At 41.9% G+C, this 25,706-nt stretch carries 25 protein-coding genes and 1 other RNA gene; 9 read left to right on the top strand and 17 right to left on the bottom strand.

Annotation, left to right across the window (positions count from 1 at the left end; all coding sequences use genetic code 11):
* Positions 1-37: 37 nt before the first annotated feature.
* The 3 genes from ybaK to A5878_RS12120 are packed head-to-tail and all read right to left on the bottom strand — an operon-like array spanning position 38 to position 2,507.
* Entirely contained in the window at positions 38-529 is a 492-nt protein-coding gene (ybaK, locus tag A5878_RS12110) for a Cys-tRNA(Pro) deacylase (protein ID WP_016608676.1), read from the bottom strand.
* 50 nt (positions 530-579) lie between these two features.
* A complete protein-coding gene (aroD, locus tag A5878_RS12115) occupies positions 580-1,332 on the bottom strand; it encodes a type I 3-dehydroquinate dehydratase (RefSeq protein ID WP_016608677.1) in 753 nt (250 codons plus the stop codon).
* A gap of 5 nt (positions 1,333-1,337) precedes the next feature.
* The gene (locus tag A5878_RS12120; RefSeq protein ID WP_060792547.1) at positions 1,338-2,507 is read right to left on the bottom strand and encodes a class I SAM-dependent rRNA methyltransferase; all 1,170 of its coding nucleotides are present in this window, start codon (positions 2,505-2,507) and stop codon (positions 1,338-1,340) included.
* 237 nt (positions 2,508-2,744) lie between these two features.
* Here A5878_RS12120 and A5878_RS12125 point away from each other — a divergent pair, with 237 nt between their 5' ends.
* The 3 genes from A5878_RS12125 (at position 2,745) to A5878_RS12135 (ending at position 6,200) form a co-directional block, all read left to right on the top strand.
* Positions 2,745-4,829, top strand: coding sequence for an LTA synthase family protein (locus A5878_RS12125; RefSeq protein WP_016613914.1), 2,085 nt, complete (start codon positions 2,745-2,747; stop codon positions 4,827-4,829).
* 181 nt (positions 4,830-5,010) lie between these two features.
* Positions 5,011-5,748: an FtsX-like permease family protein gene (locus A5878_RS12130; RefSeq protein WP_060792520.1), complete on the top strand. Its 738-nt coding sequence runs from the start codon at positions 5,011-5,013 to the stop codon at positions 5,746-5,748.
* Positions 5,727-6,200: a hypothetical protein gene (locus tag A5878_RS12135; protein WP_060792521.1), complete on the top strand. Its 474-nt coding sequence runs from the start codon at positions 5,727-5,729 to the stop codon at positions 6,198-6,200. Before A5878_RS12130 ends, A5878_RS12135 begins: the two co-directional genes overlap by 22 nt.
* A 117-nt stretch (positions 6,201-6,317) precedes the next feature.
* Here A5878_RS12135 and A5878_RS12140 read toward each other — a convergent pair whose 3' ends face one another.
* Genes A5878_RS12140 through A5878_RS12150 form a run of 3 tightly spaced genes read right to left on the bottom strand, consistent with a single transcriptional unit; the run spans position 6,318 to position 8,822 of the window.
* Positions 6,318-7,778 (bottom strand): sensor histidine kinase, encoded by a 1,461-nt coding sequence (locus tag A5878_RS12140; RefSeq protein ID WP_005229120.1) that lies wholly within the window; start codon positions 7,776-7,778, stop codon positions 6,318-6,320.
* Positions 7,778-8,491, bottom strand: a complete 714-nt coding sequence (locus A5878_RS12145; RefSeq protein WP_010749704.1) for a response regulator transcription factor — start codon at positions 8,489-8,491, stop codon at positions 7,778-7,780. The genes A5878_RS12140 and A5878_RS12145 overlap by 1 nt, the downstream gene beginning before the upstream one ends.
* Positions 8,472-8,822 (bottom strand): SdpI family protein, encoded by a 351-nt coding sequence (locus tag A5878_RS12150; RefSeq protein WP_015510109.1) that lies wholly within the window; start codon positions 8,820-8,822, stop codon positions 8,472-8,474. The genes A5878_RS12145 and A5878_RS12150 overlap by 20 nt, the downstream gene beginning before the upstream one ends.
* A gap of 145 nt (positions 8,823-8,967) precedes the next feature.
* Between A5878_RS12150 and A5878_RS12155 the strand changes: the two genes are divergently transcribed.
* Both A5878_RS12155 and ssrA read left to right on the top strand, forming a co-directional pair.
* Complete coding sequence (locus A5878_RS12155; RefSeq protein ID WP_005231883.1) at positions 8,968-9,738, top strand: Cof-type HAD-IIB family hydrolase; 771 nt, start codon at positions 8,968-8,970, stop codon at positions 9,736-9,738.
* Between the two features lie 62 nt (positions 9,739-9,800).
* Positions 9,801-10,164, top strand: a transfer-messenger RNA (tmRNA) gene (ssrA, locus tag A5878_RS12160).
* A gap of 575 nt (positions 10,165-10,739) precedes the next feature.
* Here ssrA and A5878_RS12170 read toward each other — a convergent pair.
* On the bottom strand, positions 10,740-10,985 hold the full coding sequence (locus A5878_RS12170; RefSeq protein ID WP_010749707.1) for a hypothetical protein: 246 nt from the start codon (positions 10,983-10,985) through the stop codon (positions 10,740-10,742).
* A gap of 496 nt (positions 10,986-11,481) precedes the next feature.
* Here A5878_RS12170 and A5878_RS12175 point away from each other — a divergent pair, with 496 nt between their 5' ends.
* Entirely contained in the window at positions 11,482-11,850 is a 369-nt protein-coding gene (locus tag A5878_RS12175; RefSeq protein ID WP_060792522.1) for an ACT domain-containing protein, read from the top strand.
* 509 nt (positions 11,851-12,359) lie between these two features.
* Positions 12,360-13,460 (top strand): mandelate racemase/muconate lactonizing enzyme family protein, encoded by a 1,101-nt coding sequence (locus A5878_RS12180; protein WP_060792523.1) that lies wholly within the window; start codon positions 12,360-12,362, stop codon positions 13,458-13,460.
* Between the two features lie 53 nt (positions 13,461-13,513).
* On the opposite strand, the gene A5878_RS12185 is transcribed toward A5878_RS12180, so the two are convergent.
* Both A5878_RS12185 and A5878_RS12190 read right to left on the bottom strand, forming a co-directional pair.
* A complete protein-coding gene (locus A5878_RS12185; RefSeq protein WP_060792524.1) occupies positions 13,514-14,929 on the bottom strand; it encodes a glycoside hydrolase family 1 protein in 1,416 nt (471 codons plus the stop codon).
* 15 nt (positions 14,930-14,944) lie between these two features.
* Positions 14,945-16,249, bottom strand: coding sequence for a PTS sugar transporter subunit IIC (locus tag A5878_RS12190; RefSeq protein ID WP_015510115.1), 1,305 nt, complete (start codon positions 16,247-16,249; stop codon positions 14,945-14,947).
* 171 nt (positions 16,250-16,420) lie between these two features.
* On the opposite strand from A5878_RS12190, the gene A5878_RS12195 reads away from it, so the two are divergent.
* Positions 16,421-17,122, top strand: coding sequence for a GntR family transcriptional regulator (locus A5878_RS12195; protein ID WP_010749712.1), 702 nt, complete (start codon positions 16,421-16,423; stop codon positions 17,120-17,122).
* Positions 17,123-17,175: 53 nt separating this feature from the next.
* On the opposite strand, the gene A5878_RS12200 is transcribed toward A5878_RS12195, so the two are convergent.
* The 4 genes from A5878_RS12200 to A5878_RS12215 form a co-directional block, all read right to left on the bottom strand.
* Positions 17,176-17,940: a serine hydrolase gene (locus tag A5878_RS12200; protein WP_060792526.1), complete on the bottom strand. Its 765-nt coding sequence runs from the start codon at positions 17,938-17,940 to the stop codon at positions 17,176-17,178.
* 36 nt (positions 17,941-17,976) lie between these two features.
* On the bottom strand, positions 17,977-18,888 hold the full coding sequence (locus A5878_RS12205) for a C40 family peptidase (protein WP_060792527.1): 912 nt from the start codon (positions 18,886-18,888) through the stop codon (positions 17,977-17,979).
* 21 nt (positions 18,889-18,909) lie between these two features.
* Positions 18,910-19,983 carry a dipeptide epimerase gene (locus A5878_RS12210; RefSeq protein ID WP_060792528.1) on the bottom strand — a complete coding sequence of 358 codons (1,074 nt, stop codon included), beginning with the start codon at positions 19,981-19,983 and terminating at the stop codon, positions 18,910-18,912.
* 188 nt (positions 19,984-20,171) lie between these two features.
* A complete protein-coding gene (locus tag A5878_RS12215; protein ID WP_016608695.1) occupies positions 20,172-21,833 on the bottom strand; it encodes a peptide ABC transporter substrate-binding protein in 1,662 nt (553 codons plus the stop codon).
* A gap of 710 nt (positions 21,834-22,543) precedes the next feature.
* Here A5878_RS12215 and A5878_RS12225 point away from each other — a divergent pair.
* A complete protein-coding gene (locus A5878_RS12225) occupies positions 22,544-22,879 on the top strand; it encodes an antibiotic biosynthesis monooxygenase (protein WP_005229087.1) in 336 nt (111 codons plus the stop codon).
* Between the two features lie 74 nt (positions 22,880-22,953).
* Here the strand turns inward: A5878_RS12225 and A5878_RS12230 are convergent, their stop codons facing one another.
* From A5878_RS12230 to A5878_RS12245, 4 genes are all read right to left on the bottom strand, one after another.
* The gene (locus tag A5878_RS12230; RefSeq protein WP_060792529.1) at positions 22,954-23,727 is read right to left on the bottom strand and encodes a hypothetical protein; all 774 of its coding nucleotides are present in this window, start codon (positions 23,725-23,727) and stop codon (positions 22,954-22,956) included.
* 158 nt (positions 23,728-23,885) lie between these two features.
* A complete protein-coding gene (locus A5878_RS12235; RefSeq protein WP_005229082.1) occupies positions 23,886-24,113 on the bottom strand; it encodes a hypothetical protein in 228 nt (75 codons plus the stop codon).
* Positions 24,114-24,291: 178 nt separating this feature from the next.
* A complete protein-coding gene (locus A5878_RS12240; RefSeq protein WP_086295642.1) occupies positions 24,292-24,753 on the bottom strand; it encodes a GAF domain-containing protein in 462 nt (153 codons plus the stop codon).
* A 179-nt stretch (positions 24,754-24,932) separates the two neighbouring features.
* Positions 24,933-25,580, bottom strand: coding sequence for an NAD(P)H-binding protein (locus A5878_RS12245; RefSeq protein ID WP_005229078.1), 648 nt, complete (start codon positions 25,578-25,580; stop codon positions 24,933-24,935).
* Positions 25,581-25,706 lie beyond the last annotated feature (126 nt).

The following is a 25,706-nucleotide window of genomic DNA, read 5'->3' on the forward strand; positions in this document are numbered from 1 at the left end:
CCGTGAACGGCATTTCAAGATGGTTCACGGGGATTTTTTATTCGTGTTCAGGTGCCAACAAATCGGCAAAGACCGCCCTAGTCAATTGTTGCAACGCTTGTGGGGCAAGCCCCATCTGCAACCCGCGCTTTCCTGCAGAAACCACGATTTCTTCCAGTGTCTGCGCCCCACGATCAATATAAGTAGGAAAGAGCTTTTTCATCCCGATCGGCGAACAGCCGCCGCGAATATAGCCAGTCGTTTCTTCTAAATCTCTCAGATGCAGCATCTCTACTTTTTTGTTTCCACTGACTTTGGCTAACTTTTTCAGATCCACTTCTCTGTTTCCAGGAATCACAGCCACCAGCGGACCTGTTTTGTTGCCCACTGCCACCAGCGTTTTGTAGATGGCTTGCGGGCGTGCTAGTTGCGCAGCGACGGATTGCGCATCGAGATGGTCTTCCGACCACTCATAGGTGTATTCGTTATAAGCGATTTTCTGTTGTTCTACTTGACGGATCGCATTGGTTTTTTGTTTCTTCTTCGCCATTTTATCCCTCTTTTGTTTTGGTTTCTTTTAAGAGAAGGCCTTGGCTGGTCTTACTCATTGAGTGAAAATTCTTGTAAGTAGTTGGTCATTCGTTCGATCGGTATTTGTCCAGGTGCTGAAGCACCTTGCAACGAAGCAAAAGTAAAGACCGAACCAGTCAATGCCCCACTAACCCGGCTGATTTTCCCCAGCTCCCCCATCGACATGATCGCCAACGGCAGTTGGTTGAAGCCACGAGCTTTAGTAATGATCCCCATCAAACGTAAAACATCTTGGACTTGCTTGGGCATCATCGCTAACTTGCCAACATCGGCACCAAATTGATTCATTACGCCGATCTTTAAAATCAACACAGCATCTTCTGGCGTTTTCTCAAAATCATGATTGCTCAATATCAGCTTTACCTGTGCCTTTTTGATTTCTTGAATAAAGGCTCGACCTAAAAATTCAGCTTTCTCTAATTCGACATCGATCCAATCGATCAAGCCTGAATCAGCAGCAGCTAAACACAATTCTTTGTACTGGGTCAATGTGAACGGCCGCTCGCCCCCTTCTTCCAAGGTTCGAAAAGTGAAGAGCAGCTCTTTGTGCTTTAATGTCGTGCGAATATGTGATAACGCATCTAAGACCGCTTGCTGGTCTTCGACATGTTTGTAATGATCAACACGCCATTCGACGATCTGTGCCTCTGATTCCTCAGCAGCAATGGCTTGTTTCAAGATCTCTTCATTGGTTTTCCCAATCAATGGCACACAAATCAACGGTGTTTTCCCGTCTAACGTTACTGGTTTTGATCGGCTCATCTACTTCACTCCTTTTTCATTTGATAAAAGAATACTTTCAGATAGTTCCCTTCGGAAAAATGCTTATCTACCGCAAAATCAGCTGGTAGACGATAACTTTGAATACATTCATAAGCAACGTGTGCTTTCTCTAAGGATGCTTCGATCATTTCTTGAAACTTCCTCGGTGAAAGATTGGCCGCATTCGTTGAGGCGATCAACAAGCCATCCGGCGCTAAAATCGCCAAACTATCAGTGACTAAGTCGCCATAATTTTTCGCAACCGAGAAGACCTTTTTCTTGTTGCGGGCAAAACTCGGCGGATCTAAAACGATCACATCAAAGCGCAAGTCTTTTTTGCTGGCATAATTGAAGTAATTAAAAACATCCATGACATGGATACGCTGGGTATCTGGATCAATGCCGTTGACTGCAAATTGTTCGCGGGTCTTTTCTAGACTGCGTTTTGCCAAATCGACACTCGTTGTTTGAGCAGCGCCACCGACAGCAGCAGCGACAGAAAACGCCCCCGTATAACTGAACATATTTAAAACCGTCTTGCCAGCTGCCAAGCCATCAACAAGTTGCCCACGAACTTCTTTTTGATCCAAAAAGATGCCCGTCATTAGTCCTTCGTTCAAATACGTCGCATACGTGACGCCATTTTCCTTCACCAGTAAGGGTTCAGGTGCCGTTTTTCCATAGACCCATGCTGATTCAGGCAGTTCAGACGTAAAGCGGATTTTTTCATAAGCCCCTTTGATCTCGGGAAATATTTGACGAAAAGCCGCCACGATCGCTTTTTTATGTTGATAAAGGGTGGCATTGTACCAAGAAAAAACGACATACTCGCCATACAAATCTACGGTAAGTCCCCCCAATTGATCCCCCTCGCCATTAAACAGACGAAAGGCATCTGTCAGGTCATCTTGATAGTAAGCACTACGCTTGCCTTTTGCTTTCGCAAAGCGTTGCGCAAAGAATGCTTGGTCGATCACTGTTTCTTCAAAGGATACGACCCATCCGATCCCTTTATTTTGTTCCCCAAGATAGCCGACACCTAAGAAATGGTTGGCCTGATCAATAAAGGTGACCCACTCCTTCGTCTCGATTGCTTGTTGAAGATCTTCTCGTTGGATCAACGGATTCTTTTTGCGAAGCTTCGCTGATCCTTGCTTCGTTAGTTTTATTTTCATGTTCATCTGCTCCATTCATTCTCCTTTTTAGTATAGCAAAAAGCGACTGTATTGTCTGTATCCTTGAAAGTAAAGAAATACTTAATTCCGCGTCATGACAAGGAATTCATTTGACACGTCTTTCACAGCCTAGTAAAATGTACTGTGATGTAAAATCGTAATTTACCGGTTATACTGGAAAAAGAGAGGACGATTCCTTTGAAAAAAAATAAAGTATCCACCTTTGTGAATACAAGAATGGGCTTTTTTTTCCTATTAGCCCTATTATTTTGGCTAAAAAATATCTTTGCCTATATGGTGGACTTCCACCTAGGTATTGAAAGCAGCATTCAATACTTCATCTTATTCATCAATCCGATCGCAACGACTTTGTTGTTGCTGTCGATCGCATTGTACGTAAGAAGAACCAAAGCAGCTTATATCACGATGCTTGTGATCTATTTCTTGATGACTCTGCTGTTGTTCTCTAATGTTTCGTACTATCGAGAATTCACTGACTTTATCACCATCAACACGATGCTCGGTGTAGGAAAAGTAGCAAGTGGTTTAGGAGAAAGCGCAATTCGCTTGTTCCGTCCCTACGATGTGTTGTACTTCATTGACTTTATCGTGCTGATTGCAGCCTTTTCAATGAAAAAAATCAAAATGGACACTCGTCCTGTGCGGGCACGGATGGCTTTTGCGATCTCAACCTTAGCTGTCATGGTCTTTTCTGCCAATCTTTTCTTAGCAGAAGCGGATCGTCCTGAACTGCTTACTCGAACGTTTTCTCGTGACTATTTAGTGAAATACCTTGGGATCAACGCCTTTACGGTTTATGATGGGGTACAAACTTATCAAGCTTCGCAAGTACGTGCCGAAGCGAGTCCCAACGACATGAACGAAGTAGAGAGCTATGTTAAAGAACATTACGCAGAACCAAATGATGATCTGTTCGGTATCGCAAAAGGCAAGAATGTCATTTATATTCACTTAGAAAGTGTTCAGCAATTCTTGATCGATTATAAATTGAAAGATGAAGATGGCGTGGAACATGAAGTCATGCCGTTTATCAATAGTTTATACCATAGCGATAGTACCTTTAGTTTTGATAATTTCTTCCACCAAGTAAAAGCTGGGAAGACCAGTGATGCCGAAACATTATTCGAAAATTCCCTGTTTGGATTGAATCAAGGAGCGTTATTCACTCAACTGGGTGGGAAAAATACCTTTGAGGCAGCTCCAGATATTTTAGGTCAAACGCAAGGCTATACCAGTGCGGTTTTCCACGGAAATACCGGTACCTTCTGGAACCGAAATGAAACCTACAAACGGTTTGGCTATGATTATTTCTTCGACGCATCTTATTATGATGTCAATGATGAAAATTCATTCCAATACGGCCTACATGACAAACCATTCTTTGAACAATCCGTACAATACTTAGAACGTCTGCAACAACCGTTCTATTCAAAATTCATTGCGGTTTCTAACCACTACCCATATTCTGAATTTACCAATGAAGAAGGCGGCTTCCCGCTAGCGAACACTTCTGATCAAACGATCAATGGCTATTTCGCAACCGCGAATTATTTGGATAAAGCCGTGGAAGAGTTCTTCAATTACTTGAAAGAAAGTGGCTTATACGAAAATTCAGTCATCGTTTTATATGGTGACCATTACGGAATTTCCAATTCTCGTAACCGTAACTTAGCAGAATTGCTTGGAAAAACAAGTTCTACATGGACAAACTTTGACAATGCCTCGTTACAACGTGTGCCTTATATGATTCATATTCCAGGACAATCAAACGGCGGCATCAATCATACGTATGGTGGCCAAGTCGATGCCTTGCCAACCCTATTGCACTTACTGGGTGTGGATACATCAAACTATATCCAATTAGGACAAGATTTATTCTCTGATCAAAACGAACAACTGGTTGCTTTCCGCGATGGCGACTTTGTGACACCAGACTACACCTACTACAGCAGTACATTGTATGACAATCGTACCGGCATGCCGATCAACGATCCATCCGATGAATTGCAAGCCAAAGTCGATGAATGGAAAGCCAAAGTCGACAAGCAGCTTTCGGTTTCTGATCAGATCAATAATGGTGACCTTTTACGATTCTACGCGAAAAGCGGTCTAGAAGAAGTTGATCCTTCGACCTATAACTACAAAGACGCCCTTCAGCAAATGATGGACATTGAAAAGAATCTAGGCAGTGATTCAACTAGTGCCTTTTCTCAAAATGGCAATCAATCGACCGTCGATCTGTATCAAACAAAAACCTTCCAAGAATACCAGCAGATGACGGAACAAGATAGCGGAGAATAACCTATAAGTACTACAAGATCGATCCAGCAAGGCGGATGCTTTGCTGGATTTTTTTCGGCTGTTTTGTTCGTAAAAACCCGATTTTTTCTATTGCTTTTTTAGCTTCGATATTTTACTACAAGAACTTCATACTTTATTCAAACTCCCCTTTTATACTATGAAATAGGATGAGGTGAACTAGATGAAAACTATACATTTTGCGATTGCCAGCATATTTTATCATAAAAAAGCCATGGTCCTTTATACGCTTGTATCCTTCTTTGCCGTGATTGGCTTGATCGTGACCTTCGCTTTGATCTACTCAATGGATCAAGTAATCGCTCAAACCAGAGATCTCTTAACAACAGAAGATTTGCAAACGAAAGTAGCGGAAGAGATCCAACCAGTCACGACGATCTATCATCAACTGTTCTATTTGATTTTTAGTGCCTTTACACTGGTCTTTATCGGCTTTCAAGTTTATTACCAATTATCGAAACGCTCAGAATACACTGCCTGGTTAGCAAGCGGTGCCACCACCAGACAATGGGTGGCGATGCAGTTGCTTGAAATGCTCTTGCCGCTTTTAGCAGCTGCCGTGATCGCCTTTGTGTTATTGCTGCTCTTCCAGCCTTATTTCCAGCGAGAATTGCTTAGCGGGCATATCATCGCTCTTGATCGTGAGCGTGCTTCGGATCACTTTTGGGAGGCTGTTCAAAGTCTTCCCGGTCAAGAATTCGCCATTACGATCCCGCAAAACAGTCAAATTATGGTCCAAAATGTTGACTTGAACAGCACCACTTGGCTGGCTATTTTATTTGAAAGTACGCGCCACACACTTATCGTATTGCTTGCCGCGGTTACCAGCTTTACTGGTCTGATTGCTAGCGGACATAGTCTGTATTGGAGGAAAAAACAATGGAAAAACCAACTCAGCTAACGAAATCAATTGGTTTCTTTTATGTTGCGAAAGACAATGAAACAAAAACATCTGAATTAAGTTTGCTGCTTTCACAAAAAAAAGCAATCTTGATTCGCGCACAGTGGCCCTCCGTCCCCTTTTTATCGGTCATGGACAATGTATCTCTTGCAAATAAAAAGGGGGGCGATTTAGAGGATGTGCTGCCTTATGTACAGCTTCCCTTATCGGCTTTGAAAAAAGATCGAACAGAGTTAACACCCTTTGAGGAGCTCAAAATTCAACTGCTCTTAGCTTTGCTTTCAGAAAGACAAACCCTTTTAATCGAAAATGTCTTGAGCACATTAACAACGAAAGAGGTTCAAACCCTGTTGCCCTTGTGTCAAGAAATCGCCGAACAATTTGCTGTTGCCATCTATTTGATTCATGAAGACGAATGCTTTGCCCATACCCCTTATACTACTTATCTATAGTTTACATAGCCCCCAAACAAGAAGGCTTGCTTGCAAAAGCAGGTCTTTTTGTTTGGGCTGCTGCCACTGAACCGCAAAAAAAATCGACCGGCTAAGCGAATTGCTGCCGGTCGATTGCTATTCTTCATTTAAGTCGATATCAGGAAAAGAGATTTTAAACGTCGTGCCCTTGCCAAGTTCACTTTCTACACTGATCTTTCCTTTGTGCAGGCGTACGAGCTGTTCAACAATCGATAGGCCCAAACCTGATTCACCAAATTGACGGTTTTTACGGGAAGGATCGACTTTGTAGTAACGATCCCAAATATTCTTGACTTGTTCTTCAGACATGCCGATTCCCGTATCACTGATCTCAATGATCGTTTCCAAGTAGCCTTTTTCGATTCGAACCCGAATTTCTCCATCTTCCGTAAACTGGATCGCATTTTGTAAAATATTGACCATGATTTGGACGAAACGATCGTAGTCGGCATAGACGTCAATTGGCTCTGTTGTTTCTAAAATCAACACATCTTTGGCGATTTCTGCCTTGCTCTCAAGTTGCGTCAGCAGATTTTTGATGGTTTGCGTTGCATCGAATTTTTTGATGACCATCGAGATTTGATTGGTTCGGATTTTCTCGTAGTCAAGGTTTTCGTTGACTAACCGAATCAAGCGATTGGTTTCATTTTTCATCAAGCGGATCGCATTGTCCTTTTGATTTTCAGGAATCGCGTTGTACTCTAACCCTTCCAATAAGCCATTGATGGTCGTCAAAGGCGTGCGCATCTCATGAGAAGCGTCTGCCATAAATTGCCGACGACGTTCTTCTTGTCGTTCAATTTCCTCTTGCGACTCTTTTAAGGATTTCGTCATTAAATTAAAATCTTCGGCTAACTCATCAAATTCATCCCGATTATGCACTGGCAAGAAGATATCAAAATTGCCATTGGTGATCTCCTTGGTTGCTCGTTTCATGCGATTGATCCGCCTTACTTGGAACGTAGCAAATAGGTAACTGATCAATAAGGAAACGACGATCGAGATCAAACATACTTTAAACAAGTTTTGGTTAAAAGCACTGACAAGATTCAAGATGCTGCTTGCCGATTGTGAAACCACCATCACCCCGTAAAAATCCGTTCGATTGACAGAAAAAGGAATCAAAACATAGGAAGTCAGTTCTTTTTCCCCATATAGATTCGTGGGTGATGTCAATTGCAGACGCGCCCCGTTTTCTAAGGATTGCCAGTCTTTTTCAGAAATTGGAAAATCCACCGCACGAGTCGTATCTAATGGATAAATAATGTCATCGGGGCTTTTAAAGAAAGCAAAAGAAATGTCTTGGTTGCTCAAAATATTTTCAGCCAAATGCAGAGAATATTGCAGATAGCCATCTCGCGTCATATTTTGCTGCAAATATTCTGAATCGCTGATTTGCGAAATCGTCGCGACCGACGAAGCATACCCCATTAACTGCTCATAATTTCGTTCTTGTAATGTTTGGCGCGTCATTTGTGTAAACGCAATACCAATCGTCATCAAAATCACGAAGATCACAACAAAAAACGCAATCAGCTGTTGATACAAGTAGCGCATTAAGCAGCACCTGCATCGTCAAATTTATACCCCACACCCCAGACGGTTTGAATGATCTGAGGTCCCACTTTTTCTATTTTTTGTCTTAGTTTTTTGATATGCGCATCAACCGTCCGTTCGTCACCAAAATATTGGTAATCCCAAACTAGTTCTAACAATTGCTCTCGTGAAAAGACTTGCCGCGGTTTTTTCGCTAACGTATAAAGCAAATCAAATTCCTTCGGCGTCAACCCATCGATGGGTTTGCCATTTAAATAGGCTTCCCGTGTTTTTGTGTTCATTTTGAAATGATCGGTCACAACATCAAAAGTTGCATCGGAAGCTTCAGGCGTTGTTTTTTCAACCAACTCACTGCGGCGGTGTAAGGCTTTGATCCGCGCGATCAAGGTCAGTGGACTAAAAGGTTTCGTCACATAGTCATCTGCCCCCATCTCCAACCCGATGACTTGATCGCTTTCTGAATCACGGGCCGTCAACATAATAATAGGTACTGTACTGGAGATTTTGCGAATTTCGCGCGCCACCATCATGCCATCCATGGAAGGAAGGTTCAAGTCAAGGGTGATCATGTCCCATTTGTCTGGTTCAGCAGCAAAGGCTTCCAGTCCTTCTTTGCCGTCGTACTTAAAAGCCGCTTCCCATCCTTCATTCAAGAAAAACATTTGCATCATTTCAGAAACAGATTCGTTGTCTTCAATCATTAATATATTCATTTTCTTCACCTCTATGTTCTTTATCAAATCGTTGCAGATTCTCTTCGATCAGGCCAAAGATCGGCACGATGAACCAAGGGATCGCGATCATTTCAACTAGGAAAAAATTGGTCCATTCTTGCCATTTCAAGACAAACCCAATGACCGCCATGATTCCGCCAAAAAGCAGAAAATAACGGGCGCATAGTTTCTGAGCATGCCGCCAGTTGCGTTCATTTTGTTTTGCTAAATAGGAACGGTAGCCATAAATAAGGTTCATTTTTTTTGATGGAAAAAGAAAAAAAGTGAGACCAATCAAGAAAAAAATGATGCCAATTACTAAAAAAATCATCGTTTCACTCCATTCTTCCTATAGTATACTCGAATTTCTTTCTTCTACCAACAACTTCACCGATTATTCATAAAGGTTTGCCTTTTTTTCAATCTTTGATAAGATTGTGAGTGGACTATGACTATAAACCTTAGGAGTAAGATACATGACCTATAAAGCATTAACTTTTTTTGATCTTGACGGTACGCTTTTAGATGAACACTCGCAAATCACATCCGAAATCGCTGAAGCGATGGCGATGTTGCGAAAAAACCAAGTACTGCCGATCATTGCAACAGGAAGAACCGAACCTGAAGTTACCGCCATTCGTGAAGCAGCTGGGATCACCTCGAACATCGTCATGAACGGCGCCTTTATCCGTATTGACGGCAAAGAAGTTTTTTCCGATACCCTTGAACCTGAACTTTGCGCACGGATGTTCCAAGCAGTCAAAGACAATGGTGATGAACTGTGCTATTACAATGAGAAAGGCTATTGGGCGACTGGACATACCGAGGAAATGATTGGTGCGTACAACTATGTCCGCAGCCCTTTACCAGAAATCGATCCTCTGCATTATGAAACAGATCGGACCAATATGTTGTTGGTTTTAGGTGTCGGCAACGATGCTTATTATCATGAGCGTTTTCCAGAATTAACTTTTTATCGTAATACCCCCTTTTCCATCGATGTCGTAAAATCTGGCACCTCTAAAGGGACGGGCGTAAAAACCTTGGTAGAATTGTTGGGTCTAGAAGATGTACCTACCTTCGGCTTTGGTGACGGCAGCAACGACTTCGCTCTTTTAGAAGCCTGCGACCACAAAATTGCAATGGGAAATGGAATTCAAGAGTTGAAAGAGTTGGCAGACTTCGTGACCCTGAAAAATACCGAAGGCGGGATCGTGCACGCCCTGAAACACTTTGACTTAATCTGATTCTTTGCATACAGGCAAAACTATGGTATACTAATGAATGGTAGCGATACCCCTTTTATCAAGGGGATGTTACGGATTCGACAGGCATAGTTGAGCCTGAATTGCGCTTCGTAGGTTACGTCTACGTTAAAACGTTACAGTTAAATATAACTGCTAAAAACGAAAACTCTTACGCTTTAGCTGCCTAAAAACAGTTAGCGTAGATCCTCTCGGCATCGCCCATGTGCTCGAGTAAGGGTCCTATTCTAAGTGGGATACGTTTTATCTTTCCGTCTGTAAGATAAAAAAGAGAGCATCAGACTAGCGATACAGACTGCCTGTCACTCGGCAAGCTGTAAAGCGAACCTTCAAATGAGTTGACTATGAGCGTAGATTTTTAGGTAGCAATATGTTTGGACGCGGGTTCGACTCCCGCCATCTCCATAAAGAAAAATCGATTAGATTTTCGTAGTTTTTCCTAAGTGTTCAAAGCCTTGATTTAAAGAGGTTTTGAACACTTTTTTGTATTTTCAGTTCCACAATGTTTTTCGTAGTTTTCTTGTTTGGTAGTCAAATGGTGGTTAATTATCAGCTTTAAACCGATGTGCTATTCCTCGCTTTTCTTAGATTGTATTTCTTATCCTACATTAATTGTTCAAGTGAAGTCAGATGCTTTTTTTAAGCAATCAATGCTCTTCAATGGCGTACCTTTTCACCAAATTGTATACGAATCTCTTTTTTGCGAGTTTTTCTTGGGCTGATTTTTTTACTCTATGTTTGATTTAAGGCTTTTTACTCCTTAGTATCTTTAGATACACTTTTTTTCACTCCTGTTTTGCGTCCGCAACGGCTTTCTTTGCTTCTACAATAGTTATTTTCCCTGCCTCATCGCATGAAATTTTTTGAAGATGTTTCTTATCATCAAAGCTTGATGTAAGTTTCATAATCTGCTTGATCATCAACAATCTATGATAGTTCGTTGCTGGCTTGATCTGACTCTGCCTCAGCAAAAAAAGTGCTAATTAAAGTGTTTTCGATTTCTCTACAATTTCCTTTACTCGTTCACAAAAACTATCTGGATTCATTCCAGGTTCCATTTTCTCAGCCTCATCAGGAAGTAAATCATTCAGGTACAATGTAGCTTCTTTGTTTTCGGTATACATTTCCTCGTAGTGATCGACTAAATAATGTTCCAAATCTATGGAAAACATAAAAAAATTAATTTCTTCGGAAAGTCCTTTTTCAATAAAGTTGAAAAATTTATCCATTTATCACACCTCCTTGACTAAAGTTTATCAAAATATTACAGAGCGTTCTTTACCTTCTCCTTGAATCTTGTAAGGTCTTCGTAAAATTTAGCATGTTCCTTCTTCTCTTTATGATCCTCAGTATCAATTTTTCTTCCAATCAAACAATTAGTGATTTATATTCCATTCCTCTGTCCACCATAATTTTATGTACAATAATAGTACTCAACCATTGATTTATGATTGAGTGCTATTTATCTTCTATTAACTCGATTGATTTCAAATCTGATTCAGCATAGATTGCGGATCCAATTGATATTTCTTCTTCTCCAGAAACAGAGGTATACCCATCAGTTTTAACCGCTTATTTTCTTCTGTATAGAATCTACCCTTCTGTTACGTCTCGCAGAAACGACACAATGCTTAGAATCATACGTGATCAAATGATAATCGCCTTCCCTTCTTTCTTTTCTTATCCTTTGATATGATGATTGCATCAAACGAAGGACGTGATTAGATGAAACTAACCTTATTGGCACCCTCTTTTTCTGTCATCCAAGTAGAGCGTATTGATCCTTCGATACTGAAGATCGTTCCTCTATTTTTTGCCCATACGTCAGAAGAACTTTCTTTGGTGTTACCAACGGCAAACGTTCCAGCTGAAACACTAAACAGAGAAGATGGATGGAAAGCGATGAAAATAATTGGTGTGCTGGATTTTAGCTTAATTGGCATTATTGCAAAAATCTCTTCCCTTCTAGCCGAGGAGTCAATCAGTATTTTTGCTGTTTCTACCTTCAATACTGATTATATTTTAATCAAGGAGCATCAGGTAAAACAAGCTCGTACTGTTTTAACCGCCAATGATTATTCCTTTGTCAATTGAGAAAAAACTTTTTCTTCCTTACGACAAGTTACTCTCGCTCGCTTTTTGAAATACAAAAGAACGACTGAACCAAAGAAGTTCAGTCGTTCTTTTGTATTTCACTTGTCGTTTAACAAAGATAAGAGTACTAGGTATCCCAAATAAAAGACTTCCCCAAGCTTTCATTTGCCCCAGTACTCTTCATTGCTCGTTGTTAAGATAATCATAATACAAAACTGATTTTTATTCAATAACTATGCTTTAAAAATAAACAAAATGCTATTTTGTGACAATTTATAGGGGTTTCACTTCATTTCTAGCTAATATTCCCTATATCTGTTTATATTCTAAATGGTTCCGTGAAGCATCAGTTGAAGAGATGCGATCCCTTCGTTAGTGATCCTCCTTCTTTTAAAGTTTTGAATTTGAGGAAATTCAGCCTTGTCAATCTCGCCTTCCCATGCTACCATGGTTATGCAAACGTTAACATTAAAATGCACACGTGAACATTAATTTGAGGAGGATTTTTAATGGCAAAAATTACAGATGTACAAACAGCGTATTATCGGATACCTCTTCCAGAAATCATGGAAGATGCGAAGCATGGCTTACACACCCACTTTGAAGTGCCTATCGTCAAGATCGTTACTGATGATGGACGTGAAGGGGTCGGCTATACGTATACTGGTGGCTTCGGTGGCGAATCGATCGCCAAACTGATCGATAAAGAACTAAAAGCGATCCTTTTAGCGAAAGATCCAGCATGTGTGGAAGCCTTGTGGGATCAGATGAACTGGGGAATCCACTATGTTGCCAGAGGCGGTTTAGCAAGTTTTGCCATTGCGGCTTGTGATATCGCCTTGTGGGACTTACGTGCGAAAAAAGCACAAGAACCCCTCTACAAACTTTTAGGCGGCGCAAGCAACAAAGTAAAATGCTATGGTGGTGCGATTGATCTAAACTTTCCTCTTGAAAAACTCTTAGCCAATAATCAAAAATATTTAGACATGGGATTAAAAGCGGTCAAAATCAAATTGGGACAAAAAACACTTGCCGAAGATATTGCTCGAATAAAAGCGGTCAGAGAATTGATTGGTCCCGATGTTGTCTTTATGGTGGATGCCAACATGAGCTGGTCTGTTGAAAAAGCGATCAAAGCCGCCAAACTGATGGCGCCTTATGACATTTTGTTCCTTGAAGAACCAACGATCCCCGAAGATTACGAAGGCTACGCTCGTATCGCTAAAGAAGGGCAAATTGCGGTGGCAGGCGGAGAAAACTTGCGCACCCCTATCGAATTTGCTCATATGATCAAATATGGCAATGTCGATTTTCCGCAACCCGACGCTTCCAATTGCGGTGGGATTACCGGCTGGTTGAAAATTGCTGCCTTAACACAAACAAGTAACTTATCTGTTTCTACACATGGCATGCAAGAATTGCACGTTAGTCTACTAGCAGCGATGCCTAATGCTGGGTATCTCGAAATGCACAGTTTCCCAATCGATCAATACACCACGAGACCGTTAGTGATCGATCCATCCGATGGCTGTGCGATTGCCCCAGAAGAATCAGGGATTGGCGTCACCTTTGACTGGGAGAAACTTGCTCCTCATAAACAACCCTTTTAACTGAAAACCCACGCTGATTTCCTTTAGGATGAGGAAATCATCGTGGGTTTTTATTACAGAATCAATGGTTTTTCTTCAAATGGAAGCCACCGTTCATCAATCAGGGAACGATACCAAGCGGCTGATTTTTTTAATGACCGAGTCCGTTCTTCATTTAGCTCGATTCGTACGAGACCATAGCGATTTTTGAACGCATTCATAGGTGAAACACAATCGGTAAATGCCCAAAGCATATAGCCTTCGCAGTTGGCGCCTTCCTCGACGGCTTTTAGCAGCCAGTAAAGATGTTCGGTAATAAACTGAATCCGATAATCATCTTGGACTTGACCTGTGGCATCCATATACTGTTCTTCATTTTCCCGCCCCATACCATTTTCAGTGATCAGCCATGGAATATTGCCATAATTTTCTTTAAGATAATTAGCCATATCGTACATGACCTTCGGATAGATTTCCCAGCCACGGGAGTTATTCATTTGTTTTCCTGGCAAATCAAAGGTCTCATAAAACATTTCTGGATGAAATGGTGTATCCGAATGCCATTGATATCGTGGTGCCCGCACGCGTTTCGGGTAGTACTGATTGACACCTAAGAAATCCACCGTATGGGTGCGGATCGTTTCCAAATCTTCTTCTGTCGGATCAAAGTAGATGTCATAGGTTTGGCAAAGCGTGATAAGTTCATCTGGATAATGCCCCTTAACCATTGGATCAAAAAAGATTCGGTTGAAAAAAAGATCGTACATTTTTTGCGCGTTTTGATCCTCTGGTGAGGAAGAGCGTGCGTAAACCATTTCTGGATTTAGCACACAACCGATGCGCCCCTCGTAGCCCTTTTCATGATAGACAGCCACCGCTTGGGCGGACGCCAATACTTTGTGATAGTTCCAAAGCATCCATTTTTTTGTGTTTTGCTCATGGGGCCAGCGGATCGCATCGAGATAGCAACGAGTCTGAATAACGATCGGCTCATTGAAGGTAAACCACTGTTTGACTCGATCACCGTAACGCTCGAAGGCGATTTCGGCATAACGGGTATATAGATCGACCACTTTCCGCGAGCTCCAGCCATCATAGGCATCCATCAAACTAGCTGGCAGTTCATAATGTTCCAAACAAAGCATCGGTTCGACCCCAGCAGCAAGCAATTGGTCGATAAGCTGATCGATATGAGCAGCATAATCTTCATCAACGATCAGCTGTTCATGGTCGGTAAAGAAGCGCGCCCAGTTGATCGATGTTCGGTAATGGGTCAAATGAACCTCCTGCATCAGTTGAACATCCTCTGAAAACTTTTCCATAAAATTCGTCGCAACAGACGGCCCGTAGCCATTATGCCAGACAAAGCGTTCTTCTTTGTACCAGCGGTCGAGATACGAATCTTGCCCTTCTTTCTTTCCTTGCCAGCCTTCTGTCTGCCAAGCAGACGAAGCAGCCCCTAAAATAAATGTTTCAGGTATTTTTACCATTTTTTTAAAACTCCTTTATGCAACTTCATTGGTCGTACGATTCATTACCAAAACAAAAGGTAGATAGATCAAAATTGCCACGACAATACAGATAACTTGCGTGATCACAGCCCCGATATCCCCAGCAGTAGCTAGATAAGCATTGACGATCGGTGGCATCGGCCATGGGACCATTACCACGGCTTTAGCGGCAAAGCCTAGACTTGTCGCCACGTACCCAATCGTTCCTGTTACTAACGGTGTCAGGATAAAGGGAATCGCCAAAATGGGATTCAGCATAATTGGCATTCCGAAGATCACTGGCTCATTGATATTGAAAATCCCAGGTGCTAATGACAATTTAGTGATTTGGCGCATGTCCTCCCGCTTGCCGACGATCAAAATCGCAATCAGCAACCCAATCGTAACCCCAGAGCCGCCCATACTCATATACATATCCCAAAACGGCATCGTAATAATATTGGGTACTTCTTTTCCAGCTTCAAAAGCTTCCGTATTGACAGCGATCGCTGCCAGCAACAATGGTTCGCGAATGGGTTTGACCATCTGGTTCCCATGAATCCCGATGACCCAAAAAACTTGTGCGATAAACATCAACAACAAGATACCTGGCAATCCTTGGACGATCCCTTCCAGTGGTCGTTGGACGACATTGTAGATGATATCGTAAGCATACATCCCTGTGAGTGCTTTGATAGCAAAACCAGCGGTGGCGATGATGGTCACGGTGAAAATCGTTGGAAACAATGCCGAAAAACTTGCCGAAACATTCCCAGGAACACTATCAGGCATCGTGATCTGCAGCCGTTTTTGTCTTCCTAACCACGCATAAAGCTCGATGGAAACGATCGCAACGAACATGCCTAAAAATAGGCCTTTCGTGTCAGTATATTGCTTAGCCAGCACGTTTTCGGCAACCACCGTCGCATCTTCGTGCAAAAATTCAAAGATCATTGGATTAACAGAAAGATAAGACATTACTGCGATGATTCCTGGAAAGACCCCAGAAATCTTATTTAATTTTGCTAGCTCAATCCCAATCAGAAACACTGCATAGATCGTTAAGAAACTCAACGTCACATAACTGACCGCAGATGAGATCGGTTTTAAACTTTCTAAAAAGCGCAGTGCCTCGATTTGTGCCAATCCATTTTCAGCATCAAAAACCATTGCTGAAAACAATGTACCAAACGCCCCTGTAATGATTACTGGAATCAAAGCAGCAAAGGCATTTTTAATGACCATGATGTAGCGTAAATTATTGATCCTATTGGCAAACTTTCCTAAAACGTCAGCGAGTCGATCCATAAATCCTTGCATAAAACTCCCTCCTATACCCCTATTCTTCAATTGTTAGAAAACGATTACATTACAAATGTAATTCATTTCCTGAAGAATGTAAACGCAGGAAAATCCTTCAAAACAGGGTATGTAAAGCTCCAAGTTTACATACTTCGTTTTATCACTTATTATTATTTTGAGGTGAAGCAAATGGCGAACTACCATGACATCGCTGCCGATTTACGGAGCAAAATCAATCACGGGTTTTACGAAGAAGAGAAAAAATTGCCGAAGCAATCCGAACTGGCTGCGGATTATCAAACGAGCCGCGTGACGATTCAAAAAGCATTGAATATTTTACAAATGGAAGGCATTATTTACGGTAAAAAAGGCACGGGTACGTTTATCAGTGATTCCTATTCAACCTTCGATTACAACGCCAAGATCAATCGCGGGCTGACGAAGCGCCTTGGAGAGACAGGAAAAATCACCAGCAAGATCATTTCTTTTGCCATTCTTTTTCCCGATGAGAAAGAACAAGAAAAACTAAAAATTCGCAGTGACCAGCAAATTTATGATATCGTTCGTCTGCGTCTATTTGACGATGTACCCGTTGTTTTAGAGTATACCATCATGCCGCTTCATGTCATTCCTGGCATTACCGAAGAAGTCTTATCCTCTTCCGTCTATAGCTACATCACGAACCAACTCCACTCTTCGATTGGAACATCTGTCCGTCGTATCAAAGCGGATCGTGCAGACACCTATGACCAGCAATACTTAGCTTGTGCCGCCACCGATCCCATTTTAGAAGTTGAGCAAACGGTTTACCTCGGCGATGGGACGCCTTTTGAATTTTCCCAATCAAGGCACCGCTATGATATGGGGGATTTTATTGTTGTAAATAATTAATACGCTGCGGATCAAGTGCCTCTAAGTGAGGAGCGATACGCAGCGCATTTTACTTAAAAATATTGCTGATAGACTGTTTGACCAATTTCTCTTAGCCAACTGATCCCTTGACCACTACCGGTTTTATCATAGGAAAATGCCGCAATGATGATCGTCGTTTCATTGGCTTGTAAATACGCTACATCGTGTTCGATGCGGTCAAGACGGCCTGTCTTATTAAAAATGCGGCAAGCGGGCTGCGCAGTTTCCGCAAAATTTCCCGCTAATCCTTCTTGAAATTGCTGCTGATTTAAGGGTGAAAACCCTAGTGCAGCTTCTTCTCGTTTAACACACCTTAGTAGTAGTTTAGCAGCCGCCGAGGGGGTCAAGCGGTTCTCTTTGTCTTTGATCGGTCGCATCATATACCGTTCAAATTGAATCTCTGGCTCCTGAATCCAGGCCTGAAGCGTGGGCAACCCTACTAAGTCCAATAGTACATTGGTCGCAGTATTATCAGATACGGCGATCATCGCCGTGAGAAGTTCACTGATGGTCCAACCTTTCTTCTGAGGAAAAAGACGGATCACCCCAGCACCCCCTGTCAGATCAACGGCGTTCACACCGATCAGCTGTTGCGGATCGATTTTTTCTTCGATAATCTGTTCAAGATAATAGGCATACAAAACAAGCTTACTGATACTCGCTGCCGAAAACGACTTTTGACTCTGATAGTCAATGAGACATTCCGTTGGCGTACCGATCCATAAACCCATTTCCAAGGTTGTCTGATAGTTTTCTAGAATAGGCTTAATTGCTACACGCAAGTCATCTTTTCCCATCAAATGCCCCTTTCCTTACGATCATGAAAAGAATGTTCATGAGCATTCCTGTGATGCATTCGGCTGGTTTTGCCAATAACGCGCCACAACTGCGAGTTCTGGTTCATAATTAGAGCCAGTGATTTTGGTTTTCATGACCCGTGACCCAGGTGTTCTTGAATGAATCATTTCGTCATCCCCCAAATATAGACCGACATGATGGACTTCGCCTTTTCCTTCTTCATAAGCAAACAACAGCAGATCCCCTGGTTGTGCCTGACTGTAAGGTACGATGTTTGCTTGTTGTGCTTGCTCGATCGTATCTCGGGGGATTAAAATACCATGAAGTCGATGCAGCGAATACATGAATCCAGAACAATCAAAGCCACTGCCGCTAATGCCTGCCCAGACATAGGGCTGGTTTATAAATTGTTCTGCCAATGCTATTATTTTTTCTGGGAGCTTTGCCCATGTGTCCGATAGGACGTGAGCAAAAGCTTTAGCGATCGTTGCTGATCCATTAGGCGTAGCCACTTGATAGGAATCTGCGGTTTCCCCAACAAGTGGTAAAACTGTTCCAAAAGAAACAAGTCGTGTGGTCGAGTCAAAAACAAGCACGGCTTCTTTTGCAATCACCCCAATCCTTCTTTTAGCTGGTGCATAATCTGGTGGCAATGGCTTCAATACCTCGTTCGGCAGATAACCGGGATACCCGAGTGGGTGTTTATTGCTTTTTTGATCCAAGACGATCACATGGGACCAACCATCCGTTTGGGTGATGACTTCTACTATCGTCCCATATAATACTTCGGAGTCCACTAAGCTTTCCTGATAAAGCCGCATCGTATCTTCATCAGTCAAAAAAGTGTGCAGCGCTTCTAAAGGAAATGCTTTGATTTTTGCTAGTACTTTGTTTTCTTTGGGTTCCTTCCATAAGAAGGAAGAGCCAGCCTGAACAATTTGTTTCATCTTTGCTCCTCTCATAACTATTTATTCGTTGATTCCTAGACCGATGCGTTCGGTGACCCTCAAGCTTCCTGGACGCTGAAGAATCCCTTGCATTTCAGGGGAAGTCGTTTGGGTCTCCCACATAAAAGGAACGTCCAGATCATAAAATTGGACGTCGGCCATCCCCAAGGCAAAATGGGCGGCTGCCGCCATTCCCCCATACCCTTCAATCATCGAACCGACCATCACTGGCATTTGATGCTCTTTTGCCAAGTGATAAATTTTTTGTCCCTCTTTGATCCCGCCGCTTTTCATCAATTTAATGTTCAAATAATTGCAGCAGTTTTCAGCAATCAAACGTTTGGCATCCTCATAGGAAAAAAGACTTTCATCAGCCATGATTGGAATCGTCGTACGAGCAGTCACATAGCTGAGTCCAGCAAAATCATGGGCTTTTACTGGCTGTTCAACAAACTCGATCGGAATGTCTTGCCATTGGTCTAAAATCTGCACCGCTTCTTCTTTGGTCCAGCCTTGATTCGCATCAATTCGAAAGGGAATCTTTCCTGCCAAGCGTTCATTGATGCGGCGAATTTTCGCAACTTCCTCTTCGATCGTTCCTGCCCCTAGTTTGATTTTCAAGGAGCGAAATCCCGCCTGGACTTTCGCTTGGGCATCATGCAGCATCTGCTCCTGTGAGCCAACACTGATCGTATAGTCGGTTGTCAGTGTATTGGCAGAACCACCTAAATAGCGGTAAAGAGGCAAGTTGGCCGCTTTTGCCAGTGCATCATGCAACGCGATATCAATCGCCGCTTTAGGGCTCGTATGATGCTGGATCAACGCATGAAGCTCATCCATTACTAGCAATTGGGCATCTACCTTTCTGCCTAACAGGAACGGGGCAAAGACCGTTTCGATATCTTTTAAAATACTTTCTTTTGTATCACCGGTGATCACTTCGGTAGGTGCTGCTTCTCCGATGCCAACGATCCCATTATCAAAAAAAAGCAGCACTCGAATCACTTCGACGGCGTGCACTTCTCTGAGCGCCGTTTTAAAGGGTGCATTCAGCTGGATCGGAATTCTTTTGGTTTCAACTGCTGTGATTTTCATTGGTGTTCCTCCCAAAAAGAAAAGCAGTTCTTATCTAGCTAAAATGAATACGTCATTGTTCGCTGCTAGAAAAAGAACTGCTTTATTCCTTGTTATCAAGTTGCTAAACATTCTAGTAACGTTTTTCTCGTCTGCTGCCCTCTTTGGCGAAGTCAGACAATGAATAGACAAAAGGAGCTTTTTTCTCCTTATTCTTCGACAAAGACATTTTTATAATCATAGGCCGCGCCAACACTATGAACGATGAGGCCTTTGATTTTTGGCGACCGTAGATGTGCTTCAGCACTTTGGAAGAGTGGAATAACGCCTAAGTCGTCGTTTAAGATTTTTTCTGCTGCTACCATATTTTCCCAACGGGCTTCTGGATCGTTAGCATTTTCATTGGAGGCTTGTTCGATCAATTGATTGTAGTCATCATTTAGCCATTTTCCACGATTATAGGAACTGTCTTTTTTGAACAATTCCAAAAAGTTGATTGGATCTGCATAATCCCCGATCCAGTTGTTCATGACCATCTCAAAATCGCCGCTATTTGAACGATCCAAGCGCACAGAAAATGGAACGTTTGTGACTTCGACAGTCAGCCCATCCAGTGTTTGCTGCAAGGTGCCTTGAATGTATTCTGCCATTTTTTTCGATTGATCGGTATCTGATGTCAACAGTTCAAAAGACAATGTATCGATCCCCAGTTCAGCTTTTGCCTTTTCCCAATATTCTTGGGCTTTTTCTTCGTCAAAGGCTAACGTGGTTGCCGCATCCTCGACAAAATCAGCCTTTGTCTCTGGATTAAACGCTAGGTCAGAAGGAACAAAACCGACCGCCGGTAAGGAGCCGTTGCCTAAAATATTGTCAACGATTTGTTGTCGATTCATACTATACGAAATGGCTTGGCGCAGATTTGCATTTCGAAAAGGCGAATCTTCTGGTGCTTGATTCATTTCTAAATACTGAGTGGTTGCACTAGGCTGAACAATGTAATCAGGATGATTCACATTCTGCATCGCCAATTCACCGCTTAAAATAATGTCATCGGCTTGTCCGCTTTCGTACAAGTTATAAGCGGTCGATGAGTCTTTCACGACATCAAAGTTAATTGTTTCAAGTTTGACCGAATCGGCATCCCAATAATCGGGATTTTTCGCCAATGTCCATTGGATGTCGGTGCCTGGTCCAGCATAATTGGTCAATAGGAATGGTCCATTGTACGCCGCGTTTTCACTGGTTAAGGCATATTGGTCACCGAACTCTTCCACGACACGCTCGTTTTGTGGGAAGAAAGTTGGAAAAGCCAGTAAAGATAAAAAGTAAGGCGTCGGTTTTTCTAACGTGATTTTTAATTCATGATCATTGACTGCTTCGATCCCTAACTCGCTTTTATCTAGCGTACCATCTGAAATAGCGGCAGCGTTTTTAACGGGTGCCAGCATATAAGCATAATTGGAAGCAGTGGCTGGATCAACGGTGCGTTGCCAGCTAAAAACATAATCAGCTGCAGTAACTGGATCGCCATTGGACCATTTTGCCTCTTCCCGCAGTGAAATGGTGTAAGAAAGCCCATCTTCACTAACTTCAGCGTCTTCGCTTGCACCAGCGATCACAGGAACATTGTTTTCATCTAAGCGATAAAGACCTTCATAGGCGTTGTTTAACGTGATAAAGCTGTAAGAGTCGGTTGCTAAAGAAATATCTGCACTGCCCATCTCTGCCGAAAATTGCACATTGATCACTTGCTCTGCAGAAGAAGCGGCTGATGAATCCGTCTCGTTATCTTCATTGCCATTTTGACAAGCTGCTAAAAATAAGCTGCCTAGTAACACAAGCGATACTGCATATTTGCTACGTTTCCCCATTTTTACTCATCCCCTTCTAACATTCAGATAATTCAAAAAATTCTGTTTGTTGTACCGAGTTTACCGCATGTTTATGCAGCCTGTCAATTTAACACGACCAAAAAATGTAAGAGGTTACATAGTTGTGTCAGAAGCGCTCTTCTGAATGTAAAAAGTAGAAAAGAGCGACTTTATACTGAATATCGTTGAAAGGAGTCGTGCCAAGAAAGCATACAAAAAAGTCCTGATCTTCTAGTAATCAGAACTTTTGATACTTTCTTATACATCATTTCGCAGGTAAAATGGATAAAAAAACTTTCTTAATTTTCCTTCCCTTTCACACAAAAAAAGAAGACATAAATTTCGTCTTCATAGCGCTTTCTCAGAGCCTTCCCACTTTTTTGCCTTTCAACTCAAGGAATAAAAGAAATCTCCTCAGAAAGTAAAAAAAACGTATCTATTTTAAAATGGGAGTGGTACACTAAACAAACGAAGAGTATTGCACGTGAGAAAAGAAAGACTTCCCCAAGTATCCATTTTCTCCAATACTCTTCGGACTCTTCAGTACGTATATTAATTATACGTACTTTTTTCATTTGTTCAAGGCTTTTGAATGATTTAATCAAAAAATGAAAATCGATAAAAATGTACAAATTCCTTACGCTAATTGACAATGATTCTCAATTAGCGCTATACTAAATGAAATCACTCACAGTCAAAGGAGGAATTTCATGTATATCCGTACCGTCGCATTTGAAGTCATTCCAGAAGGCAAAGACATCTTTCTTGCTAAAATGAAAAAAGATACCGCCTCAATGAAAACATTTGCTGGCTGTCACTCTGCTGAAGCTTGGTTTTCAGAATCAAAAGACCGCCTCGTTTTCCAGTTGGTGTCAAAATGGACTGAGAAAAAAGCATTTCAAGCTTGGTTAAAACGCCCCGAACATCTGCAAAAGCACCGAGAGGCGTATCGAGCAGAAAAGGAAGGAACTGCAAAACCGAGCCTTGTTTTGTCCAAAACAGGTCAAGAATTTGTCTTGATCGATGAAGAGCCTACTCCTAGTTAAACGATACAAGCGATCCACCAAAGCTGATTCCGTTCGCTTTGGTGGATCGCTTTCTTGTTCAGTATCTCTCTTTTCTATTCCACCGTTCGCTCGTTCAGGGTTCTTCCTTGCTGATCTTTTAATTGAAGCCAGCCATTGGTCCCCCCATAGTAAAGAAACATGCCGACCTCATTGACACTTTTTAATACGACGTCTGCAATCGTTCGTCCCTCTTTGATCGCTGATTGATTCTCTTGCCGTATCTTTTCTGCTAATCGAGCTGAAAAGCCCACCGAGCCGTCTTTGTTCAAAGGAACCTCTTGACGCAAAGTAGCGCCTTTTTCAATTCGAACCTCGTTGCGTTTCTGCCAATAGACCGTTGCTGTACTTCCTTGATAATCCACCATAAAGGGTTCATCTTGTAATTCTTTTGACCATTTATGACGAGGCTTACCCCCTTTTTTCACCGCTTTCGTTTCCTTTTTGCTGGTAGATACATAACCCAGAAAATCGATCAAGCAATCAAATGGTTCCGCACAAACAGCGACCCCTTGTTGCAGTTCCTGTGGAATCACGATAGGTGCGTTGGAAGCATTGGACAGTTGATATTTCTCTTGATAATAGGCTGCTAAGTATGGCGCCATGATCTCCCAAGGTGGTGTAAGGATCATTAAGCGATCATATTCTTGCTTGTCATCAAATGTTTTCTCATCTGCTACTGATAGTAATTGGCCTTCTTTTATGGCTAAGAGGACGGTATTGTCTTTTGTTTCAATAAGTTTTCCTTTAACAATTTGCAGTTGCCCTGCTTCCTTCGGCAATTCAAAAAGCATCTGTTTGTCATCAATGACCGTTTTTTCTAATTCCATTTCGCTCCCTGCTTTCTGCTAGTTTCTCGCCCATTATAGCATGTATTTTTCTACGCAGCGGTGTCCAAGAATCAAAAAAAGAGGCTGCTTCCAAGAAACAGCCCCTTTGTTAAGGGAATTGGTTTACGTGCATGGCTTCGTTTGATTGGGATTAACCCTTAGCTAGAAAAGCATTCAACCAATGCTGGTTGATAGATCTCGTTGTATTTTGCCACAACTCGTCCACAACGTTCTTCAAGCTCGTCATGATCAGTCTCTTCATAACGGATCACATGCAAAACCGCACAACGTTCCATTTTTCTGACCACTTCTCCGATAACGCGGCTTTCTAAACCGACTGGTTTACATTCATATGCTTTACCTAATACAATTGTTTCTGCTTCCATAATGCGCTCCTTACTACTCGTTTCTCTAATTGTATTATCATCTTATCATCTAATTCTAATAAAATAAAGCGATATGCATGTCCATTTAAAACGAAAATGAAAAAAGTGCCCATTATTCAATGAACACTTGCTTTGTAAACGTTATATTGTTTTTTGCTAATTATTAAGAAATGACGATTTATTTACGACTAGCTACTAGGATCGCCGCAAATTCTTCAAGATATTTCTGATCGATCTCATCATAGCTGTTCGTTTTGCCACTATCGATATCCAAAACACCAATCAATTGATCATCAGCTACCATAGGAACAACGATTTCAGACATAGCTGCCGAGTCACAAGAGATATAGTTCTCATGTTCTTTGACATTTGGGACGATCAATGTCGTTTGTTTTGCCGCTGACTCCCCACAAACCCCTTTGCCCATAGTGATTCTGGTGCAAGATACTCTTCCTTGGAACGGGCCTAAGATCAGTTCGCCTTCTTCAAACAAATAGTAGCCGGCAAACACCGTATCTTCCAATGTTTCATTTAATAAAGCAGAAGAGTTTGCTAGATTAGCGATCCAATTACTCTCTGCTTCTAATAATCCTTTTAATTGCAGAAGCATCAATTCATACGCTTCGATTTTTTTATTCATTTTCTCACCTCTGTCCTTGATTATAAGCAAAGACAGAGGATTTGTCTTGTCTAAATTACTGAGTATGGGAAACAATAATGTGAAAAAAGAACTGTTGCCTAAAATAGCCTATCCATCCACTCGTACCAATAGTCAACGCTACTCATGGCATTTCCTTCTCAGTCGTCTTTGAAAACTTACTAGGCATCAATCACAGTAAAGCGAGTGTTTTCATGTTGTACTGTTTCGATCTCATCGATAATTGCCTTAGCTAACGTACCGCTAGATGTCACCGATTGCTTTTGTTCGTTGAATAGTAAGTGATCTTTCCCTAAAATCGCTGGTTTAGCTGGTCCTTCTTGAAAGACATTCCCAGGAGAAATCCCCACCCAAGGGACATTTTTGACTGTTTCTAAAAAGAGATATTCGTCTAGCTGATTTTCTGGAATCGCAATCCAACTTTCGCTTCCTGGTGCTTTTTTCAACTCAGAGAGATTACGTTCCCCCGCTTCATTGAATAAACTGCCGGCTCCTAAGATGAAGAACAAACGAGTGTTTTTTTCTCGAAACAGGTGCACTAATTTTGCTGCCAGATCCACATGCAAGTAAGCTTTGTCAGGACTTGTCGCAAACGCGTCAACAAGCACATCAAAGTCACTGAGCTCTTCTTCTGTGAGAGAAAAAGCATCCTTTGTAAGTGTTTTGACCGTCTCACCAAGTTGTTCTTTGGCCTTCGCTTCATTTCTCACGATAGCAGTCACTTCGTGTCCTCTCTGTACTGCTTCTTGATAAATTGCTGAACCTGCATTCCCTGTTGCGCCAATAATACCGATTTTCATAATGATCATCCTTCCTACTTTTGTTTTTTTCAAAATCAGTTGTTACTAATTAAGTTACAACTAGAGTATAAAAGAAACTTTCTTCCCTGTCAAGAATTTGCCTAGCAGGTGAAAGTTCTTTTTTTACAGCCTTTT

It is taken from the genome of Enterococcus sp. 3G6_DIV0642 (assembly GCF_002140635.1).
Classification (GTDB): domain Bacteria; phylum Bacillota; class Bacilli; order Lactobacillales; family Enterococcaceae; genus Enterococcus_D; species Enterococcus_D casseliflavus.

Bases quoted from the DNA above. Each gene is read 5' to 3' on its own strand.
- ybaK (WP_016608676.1), bottom strand. From the start codon at position 529: ATGGCGAAGAAGAAACAAAAAACCAATGCGATCCGTCAAGTAGAACAA.
- aroD (WP_016608677.1), bottom strand. From the start codon at position 1,332: ATGAGCCGATCAAAACCAGTAACGTTAGACGGGAAAACACCGTTGATT.
- A5878_RS12120 (WP_060792547.1), bottom strand. From the start codon at position 2,507: ATGAAAATAAAACTAACGAAGCAAGGATCAGCGAAGCTTCGCAAAAAG.
- A5878_RS12125 (WP_016613914.1), top strand. From the start codon at position 2,745: ATGGGCTTTTTTTTCCTATTAGCCCTATTATTTTGGCTAAAAAATATC.
- A5878_RS12130 (WP_060792520.1), top strand. From the start codon at position 5,011: ATGAAAACTATACATTTTGCGATTGCCAGCATATTTTATCATAAAAAA.
- A5878_RS12135 (WP_060792521.1), top strand. From the start codon at position 5,727: ATGGAAAAACCAACTCAGCTAACGAAATCAATTGGTTTCTTTTATGTT.
- A5878_RS12140 (WP_005229120.1), bottom strand. From the start codon at position 7,778: ATGCGCTACTTGTATCAACAGCTGATTGCGTTTTTTGTTGTGATCTTC.
- A5878_RS12145 (WP_010749704.1), bottom strand. From the start codon at position 8,491: ATGAATATATTAATGATTGAAGACAACGAATCTGTTTCTGAAATGATG.
- A5878_RS12150 (WP_015510109.1), bottom strand. From the start codon at position 8,822: ATGATTTTTTTAGTAATTGGCATCATTTTTTTCTTGATTGGTCTCACT.
- A5878_RS12155 (WP_005231883.1), top strand. From the start codon at position 8,968: ATGACCTATAAAGCATTAACTTTTTTTGATCTTGACGGTACGCTTTTA.
- A5878_RS12170 (WP_010749707.1), bottom strand. From the start codon at position 10,985: ATGGATAAATTTTTCAACTTTATTGAAAAAGGACTTTCCGAAGAAATT.
- A5878_RS12175 (WP_060792522.1), top strand. From the start codon at position 11,482: ATGAAACTAACCTTATTGGCACCCTCTTTTTCTGTCATCCAAGTAGAG.
- A5878_RS12180 (WP_060792523.1), top strand. From the start codon at position 12,360: ATGGCAAAAATTACAGATGTACAAACAGCGTATTATCGGATACCTCTT.
- A5878_RS12185 (WP_060792524.1), bottom strand. From the start codon at position 14,929: ATGGTAAAAATACCTGAAACATTTATTTTAGGGGCTGCTTCGTCTGCT.
- A5878_RS12190 (WP_015510115.1), bottom strand. From the start codon at position 16,249: ATGCAAGGATTTATGGATCGACTCGCTGACGTTTTAGGAAAGTTTGCC.
- A5878_RS12195 (WP_010749712.1), top strand. From the start codon at position 16,421: ATGGCGAACTACCATGACATCGCTGCCGATTTACGGAGCAAAATCAAT.
- A5878_RS12200 (WP_060792526.1), bottom strand. From the start codon at position 17,940: ATGGGAAAAGATGACTTGCGTGTAGCAATTAAGCCTATTCTAGAAAAC.
- A5878_RS12205 (WP_060792527.1), bottom strand. From the start codon at position 18,888: ATGAAACAAATTGTTCAGGCTGGCTCTTCCTTCTTATGGAAGGAACCC.
- A5878_RS12210 (WP_060792528.1), bottom strand. From the start codon at position 19,983: ATGAAAATCACAGCAGTTGAAACCAAAAGAATTCCGATCCAGCTGAAT.
- A5878_RS12215 (WP_016608695.1), bottom strand. From the start codon at position 21,833: ATGGGGAAACGTAGCAAATATGCAGTATCGCTTGTGTTACTAGGCAGC.
- A5878_RS12225 (WP_005229087.1), top strand. From the start codon at position 22,544: ATGTATATCCGTACCGTCGCATTTGAAGTCATTCCAGAAGGCAAAGAC.
- A5878_RS12230 (WP_060792529.1), bottom strand. From the start codon at position 23,727: ATGGAATTAGAAAAAACGGTCATTGATGACAAACAGATGCTTTTTGAA.
- A5878_RS12235 (WP_005229082.1), bottom strand. From the start codon at position 24,113: ATGGAAGCAGAAACAATTGTATTAGGTAAAGCATATGAATGTAAACCA.
- A5878_RS12240 (WP_086295642.1), bottom strand. From the start codon at position 24,753: ATGAATAAAAAAATCGAAGCGTATGAATTGATGCTTCTGCAATTAAAA.
- A5878_RS12245 (WP_005229078.1), bottom strand. From the start codon at position 25,580: ATGATCATTATGAAAATCGGTATTATTGGCGCAACAGGGAATGCAGGT.